Origin of the sequence: Sorangium sp. So ce302, from assembly GCF_051530145.1 — a bacterium.
Lineage (GTDB): Bacteria > Myxococcota_A > Polyangia > Polyangiales > Polyangiaceae > Sorangium > Sorangium cellulosum_B.
On the sequence record NZ_CP150326.1, the window covers coordinates 8090186 to 8106267 of the forward strand.

The following is a 16082-nucleotide window of genomic DNA, read 5'->3' on the forward strand; positions in this document are numbered from 1 at the left end:
AGCGGAATCAGCGGGAGACGAGGTCCGTCATCCAGGGCACGTCGGGGGTCGTTCTCAGGACCGTGCCGGCCCACTGCCGGTCGTCCATCCGCTCGAAGCCCTCGGTGACGGCCTCGAAGTACGACGAGGCGAGCCCCACGAACGCGCGAGGCGCGCCGCCGCAGGGGTCGGCCGTCACGACCATGAGCCGCGGCAGGCCGGTGCCCACATGCAGCACGCGGCCGACCGGCGCGCCGCCCTCGTCGGTCGGCTGGGTGTGCACGTCGGCGATCGTCGGATCCTGCTCCAGGCTCTTCATCTGATCGAAGAAGAGCTGCATGTACCACCCCTCGACGTAGGGCGCACCGCACCCTTGCGACTGAACCTTCACCGCCTGGTTGATGAAATCGAGGTGCTCCTGGGTGAGGGGCAGGCCGGCGCGCTCGTTCGCGGCCATCTCGCCGAGCGTCCGCGCGACGTCGTGGAGCTGCGAGAAGTACGCCGACACCCTCTCCCCGAGCTGCGGCGCGCTCGACAGATCGAGCGCGCCGACGATCTCGACGCCGTGCTCGGCCAGCTCGGCGATGCGCGTGTAGAACGCCGGGTACGGATCGACATACGCGTCCGGGAACTCGCACGTGTCCCCGCCCGTGTACGACTGCTTGGCGTAGAGCAGCGTGTCGTGGCGGAGCTCGGCCCAGGAGGCGAGCTGGGTGCTCAGCAGGCGGCGGCTCCACGCCTCGGTCTTCGCCACCCCGGGCAGCCCCTCGCCGTCGCCGATCGCCCGCGCCGGCGACAGCTCCCGCAGCGCCCCGAGCCAGCGGTTGTAGAGGTTCTTGCCCCAGAAGTCCCCGGGGTGCGCGTCGACGAGCACGCGCATCATGTGCAGGTCGGGCGCGTAGTCGAACCGCCCGAGCTCCGGCGCGAGCAGCTGGCCCGCCTGATCGTTGCCGAGCGCGGCGAAGCCCACGTCGAGCGGGTTTGGCATCATGCGCTTGACGGCGCCGCCCTGCACCCGGTCGAAGACCACGTTCGAGAAGACGTGGGAGTCGACGACGTACCGCTGGCCGAGCAGCGCGAAGCTCGACGAGAGGGGCATCGTGCCCTTGCCGAGCCCGTTGATCATGATGTGGCTCGAGATCCGCTGCGTGCCGTGGCCCTCCTTCACGATGACCTCGGCGATCCGCGCGTCCGGGACGCCGGCGAGGCCGGCGGCGTCGCTGAGGCCGAGGTCGGCGAGCAGGTCGTCGAGCTCCGGCAGGGTCATGAAGTCGCTCTCGCCGACGAAGGCCTGGATCGCGTCGTCGATGCGCTTGTAGCGGGCGACGGTCTCCGCGTCGGCCAGGGCGCGCAGCACGTACGCGCCCTCGAGGTGCCGCCGCTGGAAGCGCTGGGTGCCGTCCTGCTGGGTCTCGAGGAAGCGGAAATCCACGCGGCCGAGCCACATCATGCTGCGGAAGTAGCGCTCGAGCTCGGGGTGCAGCTCGTCGAGGTAGTGGCCGCGGGGCTCGAACTGCGAGAAGTCCATGAGCCGGTCCGTGCCGAAGAGGCGAACCTCCCCCATGCCCTGGTGGGCCTCGGCGCCCGCGACGAGCTCGTCGATGGCCGCGGCGCTGGCGCCCGCGACGGGGGCGACGGGCGCGCCGTCGAGCAGCGCGAGCGCGACGGCCGTGAAGAGATCCGCGTCCGCGCGCGCCTCGGCGCCGAGCTCCGCTCCGGCGCCCGAGGCGAGCCGCGCGCGCATCTGCTTCAGCATCGTCCCGAGCTCGGGCGCGAGCGAGGCCAGCTCCACCGCCTTCAGGATCGCATCGTACGAGCGGTGGACCGCGAACAGGATAGAGTCCGCGGACACGTAGAGCGGCAGGTCGAGCGAGTAGATGCTCTCGTAGCCGTAGACGAAGGTCGGGAAGGACTTCTTGCTCGAGATGACGAAGCCGTTCGCGGAGAGCTTCGCGAGCTCGTCCTCGTCGAGGGCGAGCGCGGTGCCCTGGAGGAGCGAGAGGCCCGCGGCGTCCGCCGGCGCATAGGACAGGCCCGACGCGAAGGGGACGGGGTAGCGCGCGGCGAAATCCTCGGCGCTCATGCTCGCCGAGGCATCCCGCTCGGCGAGCAGCGCGGTGAGCTCCGCCTGCTGCTCGGGCCCGAGCTCCGTGGAGGGCAGCTGGGTGCCGTCGGTGCCGGGCGGGGGCTGGCTCCCCTCGCCAGAACAGCCGGCGGCGAGGGCGACGAGGATCGGGACGACGTGAAGGCGAAGAAGCAGGTTGCGCATCGTGCTCCCCTTTCGAAGCGTGCCCCTGAGAGCCCGGGGCGCGACGGCCCTGAAAGCAAAGGTGGTGCCGTGGGCGCGCGATGCGGGGGCGGTCCTCCTGCAACACGGTGGGAGACAGCCATGCTCCGGCCGCGCGCTGGGGCTGATCCACGCGCCTGCCGGCCGTGGCCGCGCAGCCTCGGCGCGAAGATCGCTTCTCTCGACGCGCTCGTCCTGTTCTTCAGCAGCGCTGTCCAGCAGTGTACCCAGCCCGTGATCCCGATGGAGATAGACGTCGACGGCACGTGCGACACCGAGCCTGTCTGGCAACACATCTTGATGATCCCGCCCGAGCTCAACACGCCGGGGCTGATCGATCTTTCCAGTCCGGGGATCGGCTTCCAGCAGTTCATGCTCATGGCCAACTGCGGCGGCGGGGGTGGGACAGGCAGCAGGTACTGGGGCACGCTCGAGATCGTCGAGAGCGACGAGACCTCGCTCTTCGTGAAGGTGCGCGGCACGGGGAACCCGAGCTTTCCGATCGACGGAGATCACACGGTCCAGCGCTGCGGCTCATAGCTCCACGGTCGCACGACGGCTGGCCGTCGGGCTCCGGCAGAAACAGCGCAGCGTGCCCGCGCGGCAGGCGCCGGAGGACTCTCGGCGAATTCCCTCTCTTCCCCCGTCATCGCAGGCGAGCCGGCGCGAGGGCGCCCCGCCATTTTCCATGGCGGAGCGCGGCGCTTTTGGCAACATGCACCGACGCTCGACGCTTCGGAGGCCGTCGCACTGGCCTTCGAAGATCCCCCTATGGCCGATAGTCCACGCTACCTCGTGATCGAGGTCCTGCACGACGGGCCCGAGACGATCCTCTACCGAGCCCGGCGCGAGGAGGACGGCCGGCCGGTGGTGCTCAAGGTCCTGCGGCGCGACCACGCGAGCCCCCGCGCCCTCGGGCGGCTGCGCCACGAGCACGACGTCGCCAGGACGCTCGACTCGACGGCCATCGTCAAGGCCCACGGGATCGAGGCGTTCCGGGACCAGATGGCGCTGGTCCTCGAGGACTTCGGCGGCCGCTCGCTCGACCGGTTCATCCAGGGGCCGACGCCGATCGAGCGCTTCTTCCCCCTCGCTCTCCGCCTGACCGGCGCGCTCGCCGAGCTGCATCGACACCACGTCATCCACAGGGACATCAAGCCCCAGAACCTGCTCTACAACCCCGACACCGGGGAGGTGAAGATCACCGATCTCGGGATCGCCTGCCTCTCGCCCCGCGAATGCCACGACGTCTCCCACGACGGGCTCATCGCCGGGACCCTGGCGTACATGGCGCCCGAGCAGACGGGCCGGATGAACCGCTCCACCGATGAGCGGACCGACCTGTACTCCCTCGGCGTCACCTTCTACGAGCTGCTGACCGGCGCCTTGCCCTTCCAGGCGAGCGATCCCGTGGAATGGGTGTATTGCCACGTCGCCCTCCACCCATCCCCACCCCACGCGCTCGTCCCCTCGATTCCCCCGCAGCTGTCGGCGGTCGTCCTCAAGCTGCTCTCCAAGTCCGCCGAGGATCGCTACCAGAGCGCGCTCGGCCTGCAGCGCGACATCGACGAGTGCTTCGCCAGGTGGCAAGCGAGCGGGGAGATTCCGCCCTTCCCGCTCGGTGAGCGCGATCTCTCCGATCGGTTCCAGATCCCGCAGCGGCTCTACGGCCGCGAGCGCGAGCTAGGGGCCCTGCTCGCCGCGTTCGAGCGCGTGGTCGCGAGCGGCCGCCCCGAGCTCGTGCTCGTGTCGGGCTACTCGGGCGTCGGCAAGTCGTCGCTCGTGGCCGAGCTGCGCGGGCCGGTGGTGCGCGAGCGGGGCTTCTTCCTCTCCGGCAAGTTCGAGCAGCTGAGGCGCGACGTCCCTTACCACGCCTTCCTCCAGGCGTTCCGGGCGCTCTTGCGGGAGATCCTGGGCGTGAGCGACGAGGAGCTCGAGCGCTGGCGAGAGCGCCTCCGGGAGGCCGTCGGCGCGACCGGCGCGCTGCTCGTCGGCGTGCTCCCCGAGCTCGCGCTGCTCCTCGGCCCGCAGCCGCCCGCGCCGGAGCTCCCGGGCGTCGAGGCCCGGCACCGGTTCCACGCGGCGCTCCAGCGCTTCGTGGCGGCGTGCGTCCAGAAGGAGCACCCCATGGTGCTCTTCCTCGATGACCTCCAGTGGGCCGACGCCGGCAGCCTCCAGCTGCTCGAGCAGCTCATCACCTACACCGAGACCGAGCACCTCCTGCTCATCGGCGCTTATCGCGACAACGAGGTCGGCCCGGCGCACCCGCTGCCGCTCATGCTGGCCGACGCGCGGAAGCGCGGCGCGACCTTCAGCGACCTCGTGCTCGCGCCGCTCTCCGCCTCCGACGTCGGGGCGCTCGTCGCGGGGGCGGTCCACGCCGCGGCCGAGCGCGCCGAGCCGCTCTCGCGGCTCGTCCACGAGAAGACCGGCGGCAACCCCTTCTTCGCGATCCAGTTCCTCTTCGAGCTGCACCAGGAAGGCCTCATCACCTTCGACGCGAAGGCGGGCGCCTTTCGCTGGGACATCGCCGCGATCCGCGGCAAGGGCTTCACCGACAACGTCGTCGAGCTGATGGTGGGCAAGCTGAAGCGGCTCCCCCTCCCGACGCAGGACGCGCTCAAGCTCGCCGCGTGCCTCGGCGCCAGCCTGGACCTCGACATCCTCGCCTTGGTCGCGAGCCGCCCTGCAGCCGAGCTCGGCGAGGCCCTCGCCGAGGCCGTGCGCGAGGGGCTGCTGCTCCGCCGGGGCGCCACCTACCGGTTCCTCCATGACCGGGTGCAGCAGGCCGCCCACGCGCTCATCCCCGCCGGACAGCTCGCCGAGGTGCACCTCTGCATCGGCCGGCTGCTCCTGAAGGGTCAGCGCGAAGAGGCGCTCTTCGACGTCGTGGGGCACCTCAACCGCGGCGCCGCGCTCATCCGTTCCCAGGCCGAGCGCGACGAGCTCGCCGCGCTGAACCTCCGCGCCGGCAGGAAGGCCAAGGCCGCCGCGGCCTTCCAGTCCGCCGCCGCGCTCTTCGCCGCGGGCCTCTCCCTGCTCGCGCCGGGCTGCTGGGAGGCGCAGCACGAGCTGACCTACGATCTGACCTTCGAGCGCGCGCACGCCGCGTACATCACCGGCGGCTTCGACGAGGCCGAGCGGCTGCTGCAAGCGCTGACGGACCACGCGAGCACCGAGGCCGAGCGAGCCGTGGCCGTCGAGCTCGCCATCGCCCTGAGCGTGACCCGCGGGCAGGCCGCCCGCGCGGTGGAGCTCGGGCTCTCGTTCCTCCGCTCCTGCGACGTCGACCTGTCGATCCCGCTCACCGATGCGCGGCTCGCGGAGGAGACCGAGGGCGTCTGGCAGGCCCTGGGCGACCGGGCGATCGAGGGCCTGATCCACCTGCCTCCCATGACGCACCCGACGTGCAAGATCGCGATGAGCGTCCTGGCGAGCGTGTCTGTCCCCGCGTACTTCGTGCACCCGGACCTGAACTACCTCGTCGTCGTGCGCATGGTGAAGCTCAGTCTGCAGCACGGCAACGCCGCGAGCTCCCCTCACGCGTATGCGGCGTTCGCGAAGGTGATCGGCCCGAAATACGGGCGATACCAGGAGGGATATCTGTTCGGCAAGCTCGGTCATGACCTGGTGGAGAGGGACAACCTCCTCGCCATGAAGGCCATGGTCTTTTCCTTGTTCGGCAATCTGATCATCTTCTGGAAGCGCCATTACCGAGAGACGTATCCGTACACGCGCGCCGGCCTCAACGCCGCGATCGAGACCGGCAACCTGAACGACGCGTGCTTCCTCTGCATCTGGGCCCCGCTGTTCCCGCTGCTCGCCGGCGAGCCGCTGGAGGACGTCCTCCGCGAGGTCGAGGAGCACCTCCGCTTCGTGCGCAAGACCGGATACGAGTTCGTCTACAACATCCTCCTGAGCGCCTACGCGCTGGTCCAGGCGCTGCGAGGCAGGCCGGCCCGGCTCCCGATGATGGATGGATCCGAGCTGGATCCGAGCGCTTTCGAGGCGCGGCTGCCTCCCGGGGACATGGGCGGCGTGCTCAGCTTCTACTGCAGCCTGAAGGCCCAGGGGCTGTTCTTGCTCGGCTCCCCCGGGGAGGCGCGCGAGGCGACGCGCCGGGTGATCGTCGACAGGCCCTGGAGGACCGAACCGCAGGCGCTCGTGGCGGAGGACTTCTATTATCACGCGCTCGCGCTCGCGGCGCTCGTCGACGACGGCGATGCGCACGATGCGCGCAGCCCGCACGAGGCGCCGCCGTCGCCGGAGCGGGAGCTGCCGGACGGGCTGCTCGACTGCGAGCGGCAGCTCGGCGAGTGGGCCAGGAACGGCCCCGACAACTACCTCCACAAGCACGCGCTGGTCCGCGCCGAGATCGCCCGGCTCCGCGGGCAGGAACCGGAGGCGGCCCGGCTCTACGAGCAGGCCGCGTCGGCCGCGCGGGAGGGCGGCTTCGTCCAGCACGAGGCCATCGCCTGCGAGCTCGCCGCGGCGTTTTACCGCGCGCGCGGCCTCGCCACCGCCGCAGACGCCCACCTCCAGAAGGCCCGCGCCGCCTACTTCCGCTGGGGCGCCCACGCCAAGGTCGAGCAGCTCGACCAGCGTTATCCCTTCCTCGTCGAGCGAAAGCCGATCGCCCCCACCGTCACCTTCGCCGTACGCGCCGAGCAGTTCGACGTCCTCTCCATCGTCAAGGCCTCTCAGAGCATCTCCGGTGAGCTCAAGCTCCCGCGCCTGCTCGAGATGCTCCTGCGCACGGTGATCGAGCACGCGGGCGCCGAGGAAGGCTACGTGCTCCTGGCCCGCGAAGATCGCCTGTCGACCGCGGCGGCGATCGCCGCGTCCGGGGGCGCCGCGCGGCTGCTCGACGCGGGCGAGGCCGCGGCGGCCGCGCTGCCGCAATCCATCCTCAACTACGTTCGCCGCAGCCACGAGCGCGTGCTGCTCGACGACGCCGCCGGGAAGCACCCTTTCCTCGAAGAGGAGTATTTCACGCGGAAGAAGCCGAGGTCGGTGCTGTGCCTGCCCATCGTGCGCCAGGCGCGGCTGCTCGGCGTGCTCTACCTGGAGAACCGGCTCGTGGCGGGGGCGTTCACGCCCGGGCGGCTCACCGTGCTCGAGCTGCTCGCGTCGCAGTCGGCCATCTCGCTCGAGAACGCCATGCTCTACGCCGACATCGAGCAGGAGAACGCCGAGCGGCGCCGGGCGGAGCGCGAGCTCCGCGAGAGCCAGGCCACGCTGCAGGCCATCATCGACAACTCCGCCGCGGCCATCTTCCTCAAGGATCGCGACGGCCGGCACCTGCTCGCCAACCGCGGGGTGAGCCGCGCCCTCGGCAGGCCGCTCGATCAGATCATCGGAAAGACAAGCGCCGAGCTCATGCCTACCGAGCGCGCCGTGGCGCTGGACGCGCACGACCGGCAGGTGCTCGACAGGGGCGAGCCGCTCGAGTTCGAGGAAGAGTTGATCATGGAGGACGGACCGCACACCTACCTGTCGGTCAAGTTCCCGCTCGGCGAGGGCGTGATGCCCGGCGTGATCTGCGGCGTCTCCACCGACATCACCCAGCGCAAGCGGGCCGAGCTGGCCGAGCGCTTCCTCGCCGAGGCGAGCCGCAAGCTCATGGCCCTCGGCTACGGCGCCACCCTCGAGAGCGTCGCGCAGCTCGCCGTGCCCGAGCTGGCCGATCAGTGCGTCATCGACGTGCGCCTCGAGCCGGACGCTCCGGAGCGCATGGCCACCGCAGGAGTGCCTGCCGAGCTCGCAGGGGCGGTGATCGACGCGCTGCAGCCGCTCTCGGCGGCGTCGCTGAGCCGCCCCGAGGTGGGCGACGTGCGCGCCGCGCCCCTCCTCGAGCCGCTCGGCGTTCACTCCTTCCTCCGGGCTCCGCTCCTCGCGCGCGACCGGTGCTTCGGCGTCATGACCTTGCTGGCGACCGCGCCACGGCGCAGCTACGGCCCCGCCGACCTGTGGCTGGCCCAGGAGCTGGCGAGCCGCGCCGCCCTCACCCTCGACAACAGCCGCCTGTTCACCGAGGCCCGGGAGGCGATCGAGCGCCGCGACGAGTTCCTCCTCGTCGCCTCGCACGAGCTCAAGACCCCGCTCACCTCGCTCAAGATGCAGGCCCACCTCCTCGCCCGGCTCCTGCCCCGCTTCCAGCGCGCCGAGGTCGCTCCGGAGCGCATCGACGCCGCGATCCAGGTCCTCAACCGCCAGATCGCGCGCCTCGCCCACCTGGTCAACGAGCTGCTCGACGTCACCCGCCTCAACGCCGGCCGGCTCACCCTCGCGCGCGCCCCCCTCGACCTGGCGGCCCTGACGCGCGAGGTCGTCGAGCGGATGCACCAGCAGCTCACCGACGCCCGCTGCCGTACCCAGCTCGAGCTGGAAGGGCCCGTGCTCGGGGACTGGGATGCTTCTCGCATGGAGCAGGTCCTCATCAACCTGCTGTCCAACGCGCTCAAGTACGGCGCGGGGGCCCCCATTCACGTCGTCGTGCGTGGCCTGGAAGGCCGCGCGCTGCTCATCGTCCGCGACCACGGCATCGGCATCGCGCAGGCCGACCAGGCCAGGATCTTCGAGCGCTTCGAGCGCGCCGTCTCCGTCCGCAACTTCGGCGGCCTCGGCCTCGGCCTCTACATCGTGCGGTGGATCGTCACCTCCCACGGCGGCACCATCCGCGTCGAGAGCAAGCCGGGCGCGGGCGCTGCGTTCATCGTCGAGCTCCCCTTGCGCCCGGCCGAGGCGGAGACGGCGGCCGAGGGCCAAGGGGCCCTGCTCCCATCGGCCTAGGCGCTCACACGCTCACGCCAGCGCTTCCCGGGCCCATTGCACGCTCACGCGACGGCGCTGACAGGCGCTTTGCTCCTCTGATAGGGTAGTCCTCCTAGGAGACCGCCATGCCTCGCTTGAACCAGATCATCGCCATCGAGAAGGGCGTCAAGGCCCGCTCCCACCAGCGCCTCACCGAGGCGCACCACGCGCTGCAGAAGCCGGCGTTGCTCTCCGGGATCTCGCGCACCTACCGGTCGAAGGACGAGGAGGGCGAGCAGCTCCCGCCCGAGGCGACGAGGGTGCAGGCGAAGGCCGAGGACATCATCCGGAGCACCGCCGACATCCTGGGCGAGCTCTTCGACGTCACGGCCACCAAGGACTATGCGAACTGCAAGGCCCGCGCGGACGTGGTCGTCGACGGCAAGGTGCTTCTCACGGGGGCGCCCGTGACTTACCTGCTCTTCCTGGAGAAGCAGCTCGTCGACATGAACACCTTCATCAAGAAGCTGCCGGTGCTCGACGCGTCGGAGAGCTGGACGTTCGATCCCTCCGGGGACTCCTGGGCGACGGAGCCGGTGCAGACGGCGCGGACCAAGAAGATCCCCCGCAACCACGTCAAGGCCGAGGCGACGGACAAACACCCGGCGCAGGTGGAGGTCTATCACGAGGACGTGGTCGTCGGTTACTGGAAGACGGTCAAGTTCTCGGGCGCGCTGCCAGCGCGGCGCATCAACGAGCTGCTCGATCGCGTGGAGAAGCTGCAAAAGGCGGTCAAGTTCGCCCGCGAGGAGGCGAACAACCAGACGGTCGAGGAGCAGAAGGTCGGCGCCGCCGTCCTCGGGTTCCTCTTCGGTACCTGACGCGCACCTGACGCGCGCCCCCTGCCCCGGCCGCGCTTGCGCCGCGGCCGCCGGAGCGATATCGTGGCCGCGGAGTGCAAGTTGAAGCTCAAGCTCAGCTTGATGGGCTCGGCGCCCAAGCGCAGGTTCGAATCCTGCCCCCGCCACCTCATTTTCTCTCGCGGCGGGGTAGCCCAGCTCGGAAGAGGCAGCGCCGGCCCGTTCAATGGTCTCAAGCTCTCACTCCAGGCTCGAGCATTCGCCGCCGATCACCCAATCGAACGGGAGAAGGCTTGAATCGTCGGATGCTGGTTCAATTCCAGCCTGGCCAGCCCGCGCCGCGGTGAGGCGTCGCCTCTCCTCGCGCGGCGCCGGGGCGCTCCCGCCCCGGCGCGCGGTCCATGATGGCCGGTAGTTCAATGGCAGAACACGGCGGTGTAAGGACTGACCTTCGACCTTAAACGTGTGGGTGTGCGCAGATGGCGGCAAACCGAGGCCCGGGACTAGGCTACAGTCCCGGGTCTCACCTATTTCAGGGGTCTTCGGGTCGCGGGAGAGCGCCGGCGGCTCAGGCCCTCAGGAGGAGCTCGAACCCTTCGGCCACGAGCCCCTTGAACACGGTCGGCCCCGTCCGGCGGAACCCTAGCTTCTCCAGCACCCTGACCGACGCGACATTCTCGAGCATCGCGTGCGCGACGAGGCGTGGGAGCCGGAGCTCCTCGACTGCATACCGGATGCACGCGGCGGCCGCCTCCGTGGCGTAGCCTTTGCCCCAGTGCTTGCGGAAGAAGCGGTACCCGAGGTCCACGACCTCGAGGTCGTCGTGCCACCTGAGGCCGCACCAGCCTAGCTTTTCCGCCGTCTTCCGGTCCGAGACGATGAACCGGCCCATGCGGAAGTCCTCGAACTGGCGCGCGAGCCGCGTGACGATCGCGCGCGCTTCGTCCTCGCATGCGAACGCGGTATCGCCGGTGTAGCGGACCACTTCGGGATCCGAGTTCAGCTCCATCATGAACGGGACGTCCGACCGCCGGTGGGGGCGGAGGCGCAGGCGCTCCGTCAAGAGGAGGGCGTCGTCGTCGGTGTCGAGGCCGGGCACCCGGCGATCTTACCCGGTCCGCCGCGAGGGCGCAGCGCTCACCCATCACGGGGCGCCGGCGCGCATGGATCTGGCGCGCACCGGCAGGCTCGCCGAGCCGGCCCATCGGAGGCGCGCCGAGCGCCGCCTCGCAGAGCGCCGTGTTCGCCATTTCCTGTCCCGTGCGCGGCCGTCTCCTGATTCTCGCGTTGGTGCTCCCTTCGCGCCATTGCGCGCTCCCATGCGCGAGCTGCCGTCTTTCCACGCGTTCGCCCTGCTCTGCTCTCGATACCTGCAAATACCCCGGCTTCGCATGGAGACGCGGGGTTCCCCCGGCGCGAGCGCGAATGAACGCCGACTGCTCGACGGGCGTCGCGGCTGTCAACCCCTCCTCAGGGGCTTGGTGAACCGCCCCCATTAACTTAGGATCGCTCCAGACACAGCGGGTTGGCGACTGGAGCCTTCGAGCGCTGGCTGCACCTGGTCACGCCCACGTCGTGGCGTGGCCTGTCGTGCCGCATCGACGAATCGCCCTGACTTTTCGTGCCGGCAATTGGTGGGACTCTCATCGAGAGGTCGGTGCGGGGCACGGGCGGAGATCCGTCCCGGAGTCGGCCTTCGCCCGAATCACTCGCCTGCTGGGCTCCACCTCATCTGAACGCGGCTGTCTGCGGGATCGAGCGCATTGAAGCTCGGAATCGATAGAAAGGCGGAGTCACATGCGAAAGTATCGAGCGAGTGCGGTTTCTGCTGGGATCCTCGCCGGGTTTGCCGGGGTGATGGCCAGCGCAGGCGCGAGCTGGGCCGGCGATTCGCGAGACGTCAAGGCGGAGGCCGGGGCGTCCGACGAGGTCGGGCACCACATGCCCGGCAAGGGCAAGGGGTTCGTGGGACAGCAGTATCAGCAGTATCAGAAGGGGGAGCGCGGTCCCCAGGGGCCCATGGGGCAGCGGGGGCCCGCTGGGCCGCAGGGCGAGCGCGGTCCTCAGGGTCCGCAGGGGCCCAAGGGCGAGCGCGGCGAGCCTGGCCCGCAGGGGTCGGCAGGCGCCGCGGGGCTCATCGGTCCCCAGGGCCTCCAGGGCTTCAAGGGCGTCGATGGCGCGCGCGGTCCGCAGGGGCCCAAGGGCGAGCGCGGCGAGCCCGGCCCGCAGGGGCCGGCAGGCACCGCGGGGCTCATCGGTCCCCAGGGCCTCCAGGGCTTCAAGGGCGTCGATGGCGCGCGCGGTCCGCAGGGGCCCAAGGGTGAGCGCGGCCCGCAGGGGCCGGCAGGCGCCGCGGGGCTCATCGGTCCCCAGGGCCTCCAGGGCTTCAAGGGCGTCGATGGCGCGCGTGGTCCGCAGGGACCCGCGGGGCCCATGGGACCCAAGGGCGAGATGGGTCCTCAGGGGCTGGTCGGGCACACTGGCCTCCAGGGCCTCAAGGGCGCTGACGGCGCGCGTGGTCCGCAGGGGCCGGCCGGGCTCATCGGCCCCCAGGGCCTCAAGGGCGTCGATGGCGCGCGCGGTCCGCAGGGACCCGCGGGCTCCATGGGTCCCAAGGGCGAGATGGGTCCTCAGGGGCCGGCGGGGCTCATCGGTCCTCAGGGCCTCAAGGGCGCTGACGGCGCGCGTGGTCCGCAGGGGCAGGTAGGGCCCAAGGGCGAGATGGGTCCTCAGGGGCCGGTAGGGCCCAAGGGCGAGATGGGTCCTCAGGGCCTCAAGGGCGCTGACGGCGCGCGCGGTCCGCAGGGGCCGGCGGGGCCCAAGGGCGAGATGGGTCCTCAGGGCCTCAAGGGCGCTGACGGCGCGCGCGGTCCTCAGGGCCTCGCTGGACCCAAGGGCGAGATGGGTCCTCAGGGCCTCAAGGGCGCTGACGGCGCGCGCGGTCCGCAGGGGCCGGCAGGGCCCAAGGGCGAGCGTGGCGAGCGCGGCCTCCAGGGCCTCGCAGGGCACGTCGGTCCTCAGGGCCTCCAGGGCCTCAAGGGCGCCGACGGCGCTCCGGGCCTCAAGGGCGCCGACGGCGCGCGTGGTCCTCAGGGTCCCGCTGGACCCAAGGGCGAGCGCGGCCTCCAGGGCCCCGCGGGGATCGTCGGTCCTCAGGGCCTCCAGGGCCTCAAGGGCGCCGACGGCGCTCCGGGCCTCAAGGGCGCTGACGGCGCGCGCGGTCCGCAGGGTCCCGCTGGACCCAAGGGCGAGCGCGGCGAGCGCGGCCTCCAGGGCCCCGCGGGGATCGTCGGTCCTCAGGGCCTCCAGGGCCTCAAGGGCGCCGACGGCTCTCACGGCCTCAAGGGCGCTGACGGCGCTCCGGGCCTCAAGGGCGCTGACGGCGCGCGCGGTCCGCAGGGTCCCGCTGGACCCAAGGGCGAGGCGGGTCCCCAGGGACCGGCCGGACCCAAGGGCGAGCGTGGCGAGCGCGGCCCCGCGGGGATCGTCGGTCCTCAGGGCCTCCAGGGCCTCAAGGGCGCCGACGGCTCTCACGGCCTCAAGGGCGCTGACGGCGCTCCGGGCCTCAAGGGCGCCGACGGCGCGCGCGGTCCGCAGGGTCCCGCTGGACCCAAGGGCGAGGCGGGTCCCCAGGGACCGGCCGGACCCAAGGGCGAGCGTGGCGAGCGCGGCCCCGCGGGGATCGTCGGTCTCCAGGGTCTCCAGGGCCTCAAGGGCATCGACGGCGCGCGCGGTCCTCAGGGCCTCGCTGGACCCAAGGGCGAGCGTGGCCCCCAGGGGCCGACCGGAGCGCCTGGACTCGTGAAGATCCGCGTGGTCTCCGTGACGCGCGAGGCGTCGCCCGCGAGCGCGTTCGTCAACGTCAAGGCGATCTGCGACGCGGGTGAAGTCGTGATCAGCGGCGGATTCTCGATCTCCGGCGGCGCCCAGGCGACGAGCAGGGTGGTCGAGAACTCGCCGTTCGACCCCACCGAAGGCCGCGCGGGCTGGACATCGACCGCCGTGTTCGAGAGCGGCTTCGGCAAGAAGGCGCAGACGGTGTCGCTGACCACCTTCGCCGTGTGCGCCGAGCTGTCCGAGCGCTGATCCCGAGAGACCGGCGGGCCATGCTCGCGTGAGCACGAGCCCATCTCTCGAGCAGCTGTCCCCCGCCCGTCCACCGTGACCGCGAGGGCGGGGGACAGCTGGCTCCGCACCTCACCGGTGCTCCCCACACGCCGCACGCCGCACCGCGGCACACCGTGCCATCGCCGCACAGCCCCCCACCTGCCGCACCGCTTGCACAGACACCGCGGTCCACCCGTGCTCCCCAGGAGCACGACCCGCGACGCCGCCGGGCCCAGTCGCAGCCCTCCCCTGAATCCCTTACACCGCCGGATCAGCGGCCCGCGGTCGCCAGAGCCACCATCGCACGCACATTCACCCACAGAAGGCCACCCCCCTCAGCATCGCGGCATCGGGGGTGCAGATGTCCCGCCGGTACGCGTGAGGCAGCTTGCACGCTTTTCGCATGAATTCCTGCCCGGTGGCCTGCGTGAACATCGGACGCTTCCACATTCCGAAAAAAATGCGCGGTTTTCGGCATTTCTGCCGGAACGTCGGCGTGGCATCGCTGCTGTCCTGGATCAGGGAGAGCCGCCCTGGCACGCACGTGAAGCCGCCGCGACGCTCTTTGTCACAGCTGTTGCCATCTGCCACAGGCGCGATCCCACGTAGTCAGCGGACGGGCCGATGAAGACATCCCCTCACGTCAATCCAGCGGTACCCGGCATATCGAGGAGACACACAGAGAAATCTCCTCGCCTCGTAGATGCTGTGGTAATTTGCCCCCCTCGGGACGCGGACACGAAGGAGGGGTTTCTCTCAGGTCGGACCACATGCGCCCGAAGCGCACCCCAGAGGGGAACCATGAGCATAGATTACGATATGAAGACCACCGAGCAGGCGACGATGACCGGAGCACGCCGCGACCGTCTCGTGATCGCACACGTACTGAACTCCTTCCAGGTGGGCGGCGCCGAGCAGGTCGTGGTGGATCTGGCCGGGCTGCAGCGCGCCGCGGGACATGAGGTGATGGTCGTGGGCATCGAGACGAACCCCGACGGGCCGCGCGCGGCGCAGCTCCGGGAGCGCGACGTCGCGGTGCACATGCTGCCGAAGCGCTCCGGCTTCGACCTCAAGCTCCCCGGGAAGCTCGCGGCGTTCTTCGCCAAGCACGGTGTCTCGATCGTGCACTCGCACAATCAGCAGCCGCTCATCTACGCGACGGCCGCGGGCCGGCTGCACCGTGTGCCTGTGTGCCACACGCTGCACGGCGCCATGTTCGATCAGGGGCGCAGGGCGTGGCTGCGGCACATGGCCGCCAGGCTCGCCGACGCGCACGTGGCCGTGTCGCAGTCCACGGCCGACTTCATGCTGAAGCACAAAGAGGTACCGAGCTCGAAGCTGCATGTGATCCTGAATGGAATCGACCTCTCCCGTTTCAGGCCGGACGCCGCGGCCCGGCACCGCATCCGGGCCGAGCTCGGGATCCCCGAGGACGCGTGGGTCGCCGGGGCGGTCGGCCGCCTGTCGCAGGTCAAGAACCACGCGCTCCTGCTCCGCGCGGCCGCGGCCGCGGGGATCCTGTCGGGCGACTCGGACAGCGCGCGCCTCCTCCTGGTCGGAGACGGGCCCGAAGCCGCCTCGCTGCGCGCGCTCGCCGGAGAGCTCGGCATCAGCGACCGCGTCGTCTTCGCAGGCGAACGGCACGACGTGCCGGGGCTGCTCGCCGCGAGCGACGTCTTCGTCCTGTCGTCGAAGTCCGAGGGTCTGCCGCTCTCCATGGTGGAGGCCATGGCCACGGGGTTGCCCGTGGTCTCGACCGCCGTGGGTGGCATCCCTGCCCTGATCGCCGACGGGGAGACGGGCTTCCTCGTGCCGTCGGACGACGAGGGCGCGCTCGCCGCCAAGCTCGCCGCGCTCAAGGGGGATCCCATGCAGTCCGCGGCGATGGGCAAGCGCGGAAGGAAGCTCGCGCTGCGGCGTTACTCGGCCGAACGCATGATGGCGAGCTACATGGATATCTACGAGACCCTCCTCGCCCGGCGCGAGTCGGAGCGGCGAGGCGTGCTGCGGCCGAGCGAGCTGCTCGCAGGCCTGAACGCATAACCCAGCGAGCTGCTCGCAGGCTCGCCCCCCATCCCCCGGCGAGCTGCTCGCAG

At 70.9% G+C, this 16082-nt stretch carries 8 protein-coding genes; 5 read left to right on the top strand and 3 right to left on the bottom strand.

What is annotated here, in order from left to right:
• Positions 1 to 7 precede the first annotated feature (7 nt).
• A complete protein-coding gene (locus tag WME73_RS30495) occupies positions 8 to 2248 on the bottom strand; it encodes a DUF3160 domain-containing protein (protein WP_437911832.1) in 2241 nt (746 codons plus the stop codon).
• A 120-nt stretch (positions 2249 to 2368) separates the two neighbouring features.
• Between WME73_RS30495 and WME73_RS30500 the strand changes: the two genes are divergently transcribed.
• The 3 genes from WME73_RS30500 to WME73_RS30510 all read left to right on the top strand — a co-directional run bounded on the left by WME73_RS30500 (position 2369) and on the right by WME73_RS30510 (position 9900).
• Positions 2369 to 2806, top strand: coding sequence for a hypothetical protein (locus WME73_RS30500; protein WP_437911833.1), 438 nt, complete (start codon positions 2369 to 2371; stop codon positions 2804 to 2806).
• A gap of 231 nt (positions 2807 to 3037) precedes the next feature.
• Positions 3038 to 9058, top strand: coding sequence for an AAA family ATPase (locus tag WME73_RS30505; RefSeq protein WP_437911834.1), 6021 nt, complete (start codon positions 3038 to 3040; stop codon positions 9056 to 9058).
• A gap of 107 nt (positions 9059 to 9165) precedes the next feature.
• On the top strand, positions 9166 to 9900 hold the full coding sequence (locus tag WME73_RS30510; RefSeq protein ID WP_437739911.1) for a DUF7873 family protein: 735 nt from the start codon (positions 9166 to 9168) through the stop codon (positions 9898 to 9900).
• A gap of 547 nt (positions 9901 to 10447) precedes the next feature.
• Here the strand turns inward: WME73_RS30510 and WME73_RS30515 are convergent.
• Positions 10448 to 10978 carry a GNAT family N-acetyltransferase gene (locus WME73_RS30515; RefSeq protein WP_437911835.1) on the bottom strand — a complete coding sequence of 177 codons (531 nt, stop codon included), beginning with the start codon at positions 10976 to 10978 and terminating at the stop codon, positions 10448 to 10450.
• Between the two features lie 698 nt (positions 10979 to 11676).
• Here WME73_RS30515 and WME73_RS30520 point away from each other — a divergent pair.
• On the top strand, positions 11677 to 13965 hold the full coding sequence (locus WME73_RS30520) for a hypothetical protein (protein ID WP_437911836.1): 2289 nt from the start codon (positions 11677 to 11679) through the stop codon (positions 13963 to 13965).
• Positions 13966 to 14298: 333 nt separating this feature from the next.
• Here WME73_RS30520 and WME73_RS30525 read toward each other — a convergent pair whose 3' ends face one another.
• Positions 14299 to 14577, bottom strand: a complete 279-nt coding sequence (locus WME73_RS30525) for a hypothetical protein (RefSeq protein WP_437911837.1) — start codon at positions 14575 to 14577, stop codon at positions 14299 to 14301.
• Positions 14578 to 14787: 210 nt separating this feature from the next.
• Here WME73_RS30525 and WME73_RS30530 point away from each other — a divergent pair, with 210 nt between their 5' ends.
• A complete protein-coding gene (locus tag WME73_RS30530) occupies positions 14788 to 16029 on the top strand; it encodes a glycosyltransferase (RefSeq protein WP_437911838.1) in 1242 nt (413 codons plus the stop codon).
• Positions 16030 to 16082: the final 53 nt, after the last annotated feature.

Excerpts from the sequence above, each read along its gene's own strand:
- WME73_RS30530 (WP_437911838.1), top strand. The coding sequence starts at position 14,788 with ATGAGCATAGATTACGATATGAAGACCACCGAGCAGGCGACGATGACC.
- WME73_RS30500 (WP_437911833.1), top strand. The coding sequence starts at position 2,369 with ATGCTCCGGCCGCGCGCTGGGGCTGATCCACGCGCCTGCCGGCCGTGG.
- WME73_RS30505 (WP_437911834.1), top strand. The coding sequence starts at position 3,038 with ATGGCCGATAGTCCACGCTACCTCGTGATCGAGGTCCTGCACGACGGG.
- WME73_RS30510 (WP_437739911.1), top strand. The coding sequence starts at position 9,166 with ATGCCTCGCTTGAACCAGATCATCGCCATCGAGAAGGGCGTCAAGGCC.
- WME73_RS30495 (WP_437911832.1), bottom strand. The coding sequence starts at position 2,248 with ATGCGCAACCTGCTTCTTCGCCTTCACGTCGTCCCGATCCTCGTCGCC.
- WME73_RS30520 (WP_437911836.1), top strand. The coding sequence starts at position 11,677 with ATGCGAAAGTATCGAGCGAGTGCGGTTTCTGCTGGGATCCTCGCCGGG.